At 59.5% G+C, this 227-nt stretch carries 1 pseudogene; it reads right to left on the minus strand.

Going from position 1 to position 227, the window contains the following annotated elements:
• Positions 1-135 precede the first annotated feature (135 nt).
• Positions 136-227 (minus strand): annotated as a pseudogene (locus ACR6JA_RS23410) (transcriptional regulator MerD); the annotation flags it as partial.

Consider the following 227-nt stretch of genomic DNA (forward strand, 5'->3'; position numbering starts at 1 on the left):
CGCTTTTACCGGCCGGACCTCAAGTAGCTGCACCGGCCGCCATTTCATTCAAAGAGGCCTCGACGACAGTCAAAACTGTTCGACGCACGTCGATCTTCCATCGCACGCGCTCGACGCATCGGTCCAGGCTTTCGCTATCGTCTGCGTCCAATGCTTTGCAAAGTCGCGCCAGTTCGTCGAGCCCAATTCCGGACTCGAAGGCTGCGCGGAGAAACCGCAGCCTTCCG

The organism is Cedecea sp. B1(4), from assembly GCF_059414925.1.